Genomic DNA, 7,609 nt, shown 5'->3' with positions numbered 1-7,609 from the left:
GTTAGCGTGAGTCATGAGCGGGTCTCTTCTGGCAGGTGGGTTGTTGAGGAACTTCCATCCTGCGGGAGAGGTCCGCTCGTCTCATCTCAGCCCGGCACCCATGTCAAGAACCTCATGCCCCACAACACCTAGGCAGGCGGCACGGGTGGTCGCCCCCCTTCGTTTGGGGGCGGTTTGCGGCGTTATTCCGTCGGAATACCGCCGAATATCGCCCCCGAACCCGTGAGTGGGGTCAGGTGAGGTCGGGCGACGTCGTCGGCAGGCCCGTGCCGGCGGCGCGGGCGAGGGCCCGGCGCAGGCCGCGGGCCTTGAGGAGGACCTCGTCGTGCTCGGCGGCCGGGTCCGAGTCCGCGACGATCGCCCCGCCGGCCCCCACGGACCAGCGGCCCCCGGCGAGCACGGCCGTGCGGATCACGACGGACAGCGACGTCGTCCCGTCCGCACTCAGCATCCCCAGCGCCCCGGAGTAGACCCCCCGTGGGGAGGCCTCCCACGCGGCCAGCAGCTCGACGCTGCGTCGCTTCGGCGCGCCCGTCATCGACCCGCCGGGGAACAGGGACCGCACCACGTCCACGGGTTCGACGCCGGCCCGCGCGGTCCCCGTGACCGTGGAGACGAGCTGGTGGACGCTCGCGTAGCTCTCCACCGCCATGAGGGAGGGCACCTGCACGGAGCCGGGCTCGCACACCCGGGAGAGGTCGTTGCGCAGCAGGTCCACGATCATGAGGTTCTCGGCGCGCGTCTTGGGGTCGGCGGCGAGCGCGCGGGCGGCCTCGGCGTCCGCGACCGGGTCGGGCAGGCGGGCGGCGGTGCCCTTGATCGGCTTGGTGCTGTACCGGCCCGCGCGCCCGGCGAGGAATCGCTCCGGTGAGGCCGAGACCACGGCCCACCGGCGGGAGCCCGTGCCGTGCTCCAGCAGCGCCGCGTACGGGGCCGGCTGGTGCGCGGCGAGCTCGTGGAAGAGGACCAGCGGGTCCACGCGTAGCCCGGGATCGGCGTCGAAGCGGGTGGTCAGGCACAGCTCGTAGGAGTCGCCGGCGTGCAGCGCGGCGCGGCAGCGGGCGATCTGTTCGGCGTACGCCGCCCGGTCCTCGCGCCACGTGCCCGGCGCCTCCTCGTCGGCCTGTGGTCCCGGGCCGGCGTCCCGCGGCGGGGGCACGACGACGTCGCCCGCCGCCGTCTCGAGAGCGCGGCGGGCCGCGGCGAGGGCGCGGCGCACGTCCCCTGCCCAGCGGTCGGCCCCGGTCTCCGCGGCGGTCGGAGCGAGGGAGACGACGCAGCAGTGCAGCACCCCGGCCGCGTGGTCCGCCACGACGTAGCGGGACGGGCGCACCCAGAACTGCGCGGGCAGGGACGCGGGGTCCTCGGCTCGACGTGAGGGCGGTGTCACCCCCAGATCCGCCAGGCCGAGCTCGTAGCCGAGCCAGCCGACCAGGCCGCCGCGCAGCGGCAGCCCCTCGCCGCCGACCACCGGCCGGGGCGCGGCCGCGGCCGCGAGGTCGGCCCACGCGCGGTCCGGATCGGCGGGGTCGTCGTGCCGGACCAGCCGCGGGCCGGGGGAGGGCGTGCGGCCCTGCTCCTCGCCGAGCACGTCCAGGCCGTCGCCCGCCACGGACCAGCGGGCCTCGGCCGGGTCCGGCAGGGCCGAGTCCAGCCAGAACGACGCCGCCCCGCGCACGACGGCGTGCGCGTAGACCGCCGCCACGGCGGTCGCCGCCGTGTGTCCGGCCGCCGCGAGCGCCGCGGCGTCGAGCGTGCGCACGGCCACGTGCAGGGGAGTGGAGGCGTCCTGGGGCGGGACGGGCGCGGTGGGCATGGCCCCCAGCGTAGGGGTCAGCCCCCGCCCGAATCGCTCCGTACGCTGGCGGCATGCCGTCCTCCCCGCCCCGCCGCGCCCTGGTCGCCGCGCTGCTCGTGGGCGTGCTCCTCGTGCTGCTGGCCCCGTGCGTGGACTACGTCATCGCGTTCACCGCGCTCGCGGGCGGGGCGGCCGAGCGGCTGCTGGCGGCGGCTCCGCTGCTCATGCTCGTCCAGCTGGTCGTGCTGCCCGTGCTGCTGCGCGTCGTCGCCGGCGAGGCTGCCGTGGCCGCGGTCGACGTCGGGCCCTTCGTCCGTGCGCTGGTCCTGCTGATCCTGGCGCCGCTCGCGCTCGCGGCGCTGCTCCAGTGGGGCACGGCGCGCGGCCGCGGCGGGGTGCGCCGCACGGCAGCCGGGGTGGTGCGCGGGTGCACGGCGGCGATGGTCCCGCTCATGGTCGTCACGCTGTTCACGGTGGTCGCCTCCCAGATCCGCGGGGTGGGGGAGCGGTTGCCCGCACTGGCCGCCGTCGTGCCCCTGTTCGCGGCGTTCGCCGCCGTGATGGTGGCCCTCGGCGTGGTGGCTGCGCGGTGGGCGCGTCTCGACGTGCCCGCAGGACGGGCGCTCGTGTTCTCGGGCGTGACGCGGAACTCCCTGGTCGTGCTGCCGCTGGCGTTGGCCCTGCCGGCGAGCCTGGACCCGGCCCCGCTCGTGGTGGTGACGCAGACGCTCGTGGAGCTCGGGGCGATGGTGAGCCTCGTCCGGCTGGTGCCCCGGCTGCTGCCGCTGCACGGGCAGTCCGCGGGGGCGGGCGCGGGTCGAACCGTGACCTGACCGCCCAGAATGTTGCCTTACCGTGACCGGAATCACGGTCCCGGGTGGCTATGGTGGGCGACATGAGCCTCTCGTTCGTGTCCTCGGCGCGCCGCCGTCACGGCGGCCTGGCGTCGGCCGCGCTGTTCCATCCGCTGGTCGAGGCGGCCACCGGCGCACTGCCCGTCATCGACCCCGCCACCGGGCGCCCCGCGTCCGAGGGAGTGGACGCGGCGCGGACCGAAGCGTCCCGCGCGGCAGGGACCGGTCCTGCACAGGCCGCAGCGGAGACCGAGCCATCCACGCAGGCCGGTTCCGCTCGGGGCTGACCGCTCCGCCCCCTCCCTAGAATGGTCCGCATGGCTGGACTGATCGTGCGCAAGGACATCGACCTCGTCCGCGAGCGCACGGATCTGAAGGCCGTCGTGGAGGAGTTCGTCACCCTGCGCTCGGCAGGCGTGGGCTCATTCAAGGGGCTGTGCCCGTTCCACGACGAGCGGACGCCGTCGTTCCACGTGCGCCCCGGCGTGGGCACCTACCACTGCTTCGGCTGCGGCGCGCACGGGGACGTCATCAGCTTCCTCATGGAACTCGAGCACACCACGTTCACGGAGACCGTGGAGCGGCTGGCGTCCCGCGTGGGGGTGGAGCTGCACTACGAGGACGGCGGCACCGGCCCGGACAAGGCGGAGACGGGGCGCCGTCGTCGCCTGTTCGAGGCGAACAAGGTGGCGGACGAGTTCTTCCGTCGTGCCCTCGGCTCGCCCGAGGCCCAGGCCGCCCGCGACTTCCTCACCCAGCGCGGGTTCACGCAGGAGCACGCCGCGCAGTTCGGCCTCGGGTACGCCCCGCAGGGGTGGTCGCACCTGCTGGACCACCTCCGGCAGAAGGGGTTCCGGGACGAGGAGCTGCGCGCCTCCGGGCTGGTGTCCGAGGGGCAGCGCGGCCTGTACGACCGGTTCCGCGGCCGCCTGCTCTGGCCCATCCGGGACATGACCGGCGCGACCATCGGCTTCGGCGCGCGCAAGCTGTACGACGACGACCCCGGGCCCAAGTACCTCAACACCCCCGAGACGCCGCTCTACAAGAAGTCGCAGGTGCTCTACGGGATCGACCTGGCCAAGCGGACGATCGCCAAGGAGCGTCAGCTGGTGCTCGTCGAGGGGTACACGGACGTGATGGCGGCCCACCTGGCCGGCGTCGGGACGGCGGTGGCCACGTGCGGCACCGCGTTCGGCGCGGACCACATCAAGGTGGCCCGCCGCCTGATCTCCGACGACGGCACGGGCGGCGAGGTGATCTTCACCTTCGACGGTGACGAGGCCGGGCAGAAGGCTGCTCTCAAGGCGTTCGACGAGGACCACCGGTTCCTCGCCAAGACGTTCGTGGCCGTGGAGCCCAGCGGCATGGACCCGTGCGATCTGCGCATGCAGAAGGGCGACGAGGCGGTGCGCGCGCTCATCGCCTCGCGGCGGCCGCTCTTCGAGTTCGCGATCCGGGCCGGGCTCAAGGACTACGACCTGGACACCGTGGAGGGCCGCGCCGGCGCCCTGCGCCATGCCGTTCCGATCGTGGCGGGCATCAAGGACGCCGTCCTGCGTCCCGGCTACGAGCGGGAGCTGGCCGGCTGGCTCGGCCTCGACCCGAACGCCGTGCACCGCGCTGTGGCCGCGGCCGGGCGCGCACCGCGGCGGGGGCCCGAGCCCGAGGCGCGGCCGGCCCCGGCGGACGACGGGCAGGCGATCGGGCCCCAGGGCCGCCACGGGGAGGCTGCCGCCCCGGCGCCGCGGATCGTGGTGCCGGTGGATCCGCGCGACCCCGTCGCCCGTCGGGAGCGGGAGTCCCTCGAGGTGGTGCTGCAGCATCCGACCCTGCTCTCCGCGGAGCAGTGGACCGCGCTGTACGCCGCCCGCTTCACGGTCCCGCAGTACGCCGCCGTCCACCAGGGCGTGAAGATGGCCGGGTCGGCGGGGGCGACGCCGCAGCGCTGGGTCGACGCCGTGCGGGACGCGGTGCCCCAGGAGGTGGCCGGCGTCGTCTCCGAGCTGGCCGTCCGCGACCTGCCCGCCCGCACTCCCGAGGATGTGGACCGGTACTGCCGGGACATCATGAACCGCCTGTTCGCCCTGCAGATCGTGCACCGCAAGGAGGAGCTGCTCGGGCGACTGCAGCGGCTCGGCCCCGAGGGCGACCCCGCCGAGTTCACCCGCCTCAACAGCGAGCTCATGGAACTGGAGGCGCGCCGCCGGGCCCTCCGTGCCGACGACTGACCCCCACCCGTTTTCGTTCGGGAAACGGCGGCTTCAGGGGCGTTTCGTTCGGGAAACGGCGGTCCGTCGGCCGCGCGGCGTCAGCGCTCGTCGACCGTGAGCACCTCGCCGGACGTGGCGTCGATCTCGACCTCGGGGCCGTCGGAGCCGTCCTCGCGATCGAACCCGACCTCCCACTGGAGGGTGCCGTTGTCGTCCTCCAGGTCCATCTCGTCCAGGGTCACCCCGTCACGGCCCTCCCGGGCGGTGTCGAGTGCCTGCTGGGCGGTGACCTCGGCGTCCTTCGCCTTCTGGACGTCCTCGAGATCCGACTCGCGGTCGGTCTCGGTGATGTCGCCGTCGGCGGTGACGTCCAGCTCCTTCACCTCCTCGCCCACCACGACGTCGACCTCCCAGGTCGTGTCGTCATCGTTGGCGTCCACCTCGACGATGATGCCGTCGCCGTGCTTCTCCAGGACCGCGTCGATCACCGCGTAGGCGGGGTCGTCGGCCTGGCCGGTGCCCGAGCCGCTGCTGGCCGCGGCGGCCGTCGACGACGCCGACGTCGACGAGGCCGACGACGACGCCGAGGCCGACGTGGTCGAGGCGTCGTCCGTGGCGGGGGTGCTCGCCACTGCCGAGGAGGCGTCGACCTCCGGCGAGACGGAGCCGTCGTCGCCGTTGTCGGCCGTGGTGCCGCAAGCCGCGAGGGCGAGCGCGGCCAGCACGCCCGTGCCGGTCAGGGCGGTCTTACGCGTGAGGGTCGTGATGGTCATGGACACGTCTCTCCTTCGGGTCCGTTCCTGATGATTCTGGGGATGTCCTCGCACGGTAGGCCTGCCGGAGCCGTGCCTGGCAAGGGCCGCCGGTCCCCGGGGGCGGGCAGGGCGACGACGGCGCCCCGCGGCCGGGTGGCACGCGGGCGGGGGCTCTGGTAGAGTTCCATCCGTTGTCCGAACGGCTCCGGCGGTTCGCGGCACATTCCCCCGTAGCTCAACGGCAGAGCATTCGACTGTTAATCGAAGGGTTGTTGGTTCGAATCCAACCGGGGGAGCCGAGCAGAGGCCCCTGCACCGACCATGTCGGTGTGGGGGCTTCTTCGTGCCTGGAGGATGACCGGGCCGAGCAGCTCCGCGAGCGTGATGTCGAAGACCTCCGCGATGGTGGCCAGCTCCTCCAACGTAAAGGCCACCCGCGCGCGAAGCCGGTGTGAGATGCCGCTCTGTGAGACGCCGAGCGCTGCTGCTAGGTGTAAGAGGTCATGACGTTGTTGACTCGTGCCGGGGCCAACGAGGTTGGCGGGGCGTCCCCGCAGGAGGTATGAGGCCGATGGTAGTTGTAGTGGTTCACCCACACCTGCAGGGCCTCACGCCCACCCCGAAGACCGTGGAGTCCGAGGTCGGGCCGATCGAGCTGGACGTCCCGCGAGACCGGGGCGGGTCGTTCACCCCGCGCCTGGTGCCCAAGGGCCAGCGGCGCCTCGGGGGCCTGGATGACATGATCATCAGCCTCTATGCCGGCGGAATGACGATCCGGGACATCCAGCACCACCTGGCCTCCACGATCGGCACGGACCTGTCGCACGAGACGATCTCCAACATCACCGACGCCGTGAGCGAAGAGGTCCTGGCGTGGCAGTCGCGGCCGCTGGAGGAGTTCTATCCGGTGATCTATCTCGACGCAATCCGGATCAAGATCCGAGAGAACAGCCAGGTCCTCAACCGTGCCGCCTACATCGCCGTCGGCGTGGACCTCGAGGGCATCAAGCACGTGCTGGGGATCTGGGTCCAGGACACCGAGGGCTCGGCGTTCTGGGCCCACGTCTGCGCCGATCTCGCCAACCGGGGCGTGCAGGACGTGCTGATCGTGTGCTGCGACGGGCTCAAGGGCCTGCCGGAGGCGATCGAGGCGACGTGGCCGGACTCGATGGTCCAGACCTGCGTGGTTCACCTGATCCGGGCCGCGATGCGGTTCGTGGCCTACCAGGACCGCAAGAAGGTCGCCGCCGCGCTGAAGCCGATCTACACCGCCCCCAACGAAGAGACCGCGAGGAAGGCGCTGGCCGAGTTCGAGGCCTCCGAGCTCGGCACGAAGTACCCGTCTGCAGCCGCGACCTGGGCGAACTCCTGGGAGCGGTTCATCCCGTTCCTGCAGTTCCCACCCATGCTCCGCAAGGTCATCTACACGACCAACAGCATCGAGTCGCTGAACTTCCAGCTACGGAAGGTGACCAAGAACCGCGGCCACTTCCCCTCGACCGAGGCGGCGGTGAAGCTGCTCTGGCTGGCGATCTGCAACATCGAAGACAAACGCGCCGCCGAACGCGCTCGGGACCGGGGCAAACCCGCCGGCCAGCGCAAAGCCCAGGGCCGGCTCGTCGAAGGCCGAGGCGGCGGTGAAGCTGCTCTGGCTGGCGATCTGCAACATCGAAGACAAACGCGCCGCCGAACGCGCTCGGGACCGGGGCAAACCCGCCGGCCAGCGCAAAGCCCAGGGCCGGCTCGTCGAAGGCCAGGCCGTCACGAACTGGAAGCAGGCCCTCGCCCAGCTCGCCGCGGCCTACCCCGACCGGATCAACCCCTACCTGTGACCACCCCGCTTACACAGACAAGTTGACACGCCCTCGGGGTGGTCCCGTTGCGGGAGTTGGCGTGCTTCGGCGCCTCGCTCGAGCCCTTCTCGTAGCCCAGATGGCTGGTCAGCTCGGCCTGCAGGCCCCGCTCGAGCGCGGCCTTGACCAGCGCGGGCAC

At 72.6% G+C, this 7,609-nt stretch carries 5 protein-coding genes, 1 tRNA gene and 4 pseudogenes; 5 read left to right on the top strand and 5 right to left on the bottom strand.

Translation table 11 applies throughout. The features are described 5' to 3' along the window. Positions 1-232: 232 nt before the first annotated feature. Positions 233-1,816 (bottom strand): anthranilate synthase component I family protein, encoded by a 1,584-nt coding sequence (locus J1M39_RS04510; protein ID WP_113914073.1) that lies wholly within the window; start codon positions 1,814-1,816, stop codon positions 233-235. Positions 1,817-1,905: 89 nt separating this feature from the next. Between J1M39_RS04510 and J1M39_RS04505 the strand changes: the two are divergent. From J1M39_RS04505 to dnaG, 3 genes and pseudogenes are all read left to right on the top strand, one after another. Then, positions 1,906-2,631 (top strand): annotated as a pseudogene (locus tag J1M39_RS04505) (bile acid:sodium symporter); the annotation flags it as partial. A 62-nt stretch (positions 2,632-2,693) separates the two neighbouring features. Then, positions 2,694-2,939, top strand: coding sequence for a hypothetical protein (locus tag J1M39_RS04500; RefSeq protein ID WP_069942019.1), 246 nt, complete (start codon positions 2,694-2,696; stop codon positions 2,937-2,939). Positions 2,940-2,969: 30 nt separating this feature from the next. Continuing rightward, entirely contained in the window at positions 2,970-4,880 is a 1,911-nt protein-coding gene (gene dnaG / locus J1M39_RS04495; protein WP_206496495.1) for a DNA primase, read from the top strand. 80 nt (positions 4,881-4,960) lie between these two features. Here the strand turns inward: dnaG and J1M39_RS04490 are convergent, their stop codons facing one another. Then, positions 4,961-5,635, bottom strand: coding sequence for a PepSY domain-containing protein (locus J1M39_RS04490; protein ID WP_081339288.1), 675 nt, complete (start codon positions 5,633-5,635; stop codon positions 4,961-4,963). A 206-nt stretch (positions 5,636-5,841) separates the two neighbouring features. On the opposite strand from J1M39_RS04490, the gene J1M39_RS04485 reads away from it, so the two are divergent. Further along, positions 5,842-5,913, top strand: a tRNA-Asn gene (locus J1M39_RS04485). Here J1M39_RS04485 and J1M39_RS12605 read toward each other — a convergent pair. After that, a complete protein-coding gene (locus tag J1M39_RS12605) occupies positions 5,875-6,075 on the bottom strand; it encodes a hypothetical protein (protein WP_422614626.1) in 201 nt (66 codons plus the stop codon). The genes J1M39_RS04485 and J1M39_RS12605 overlap by 39 nt on opposite strands. Positions 6,076-6,104: 29 nt before the next feature. After that, positions 6,105-6,230 (bottom strand): annotated as a pseudogene (locus J1M39_RS12225) (integrase core domain-containing protein); the annotation flags it as partial. Positions 6,231-6,239: 9 nt separating this feature from the next. Between J1M39_RS12225 and J1M39_RS04475 the strand changes: the two are divergent. Then, positions 6,240-7,449: pseudogene (locus tag J1M39_RS04475) on the top strand (IS256 family transposase); the annotation flags it as partial. Positions 7,450-7,471: 22 nt separating this feature from the next. Here the strand turns inward: J1M39_RS04475 and J1M39_RS12600 are convergent. Further along, positions 7,472-7,609, bottom strand: a pseudogene (locus J1M39_RS12600) (IS256 family transposase); the annotation flags it as partial.

Origin of the sequence: Micrococcus sp. KRD077 (assembly GCF_017168505.1) — a bacterium.
In the GTDB taxonomy this organism is placed as follows: domain Bacteria; phylum Actinomycetota; class Actinomycetes; order Actinomycetales; family Micrococcaceae; genus Micrococcus; species Micrococcus luteus.
The sequence above is the reverse complement of the archived record's forward strand: the minus strand, read 5'-3'. Positions and strand labels throughout refer to the sequence as shown.

Excerpts from the sequence above, each read along its gene's own strand:
- dnaG (WP_206496495.1), top strand. The coding sequence starts at position 2,970 with ATGGCTGGACTGATCGTGCGCAAGGACATCGACCTCGTCCGCGAGCGC.
- J1M39_RS04500 (WP_069942019.1), top strand. The coding sequence starts at position 2,694 with ATGAGCCTCTCGTTCGTGTCCTCGGCGCGCCGCCGTCACGGCGGCCTG.
- J1M39_RS04510 (WP_113914073.1), bottom strand. The coding sequence starts at position 1,816 with ATGCCCACCGCGCCCGTCCCGCCCCAGGACGCCTCCACTCCCCTGCAC.
- J1M39_RS04490 (WP_081339288.1), bottom strand. The coding sequence starts at position 5,635 with ATGACCATCACGACCCTCACGCGTAAGACCGCCCTGACCGGCACGGGC.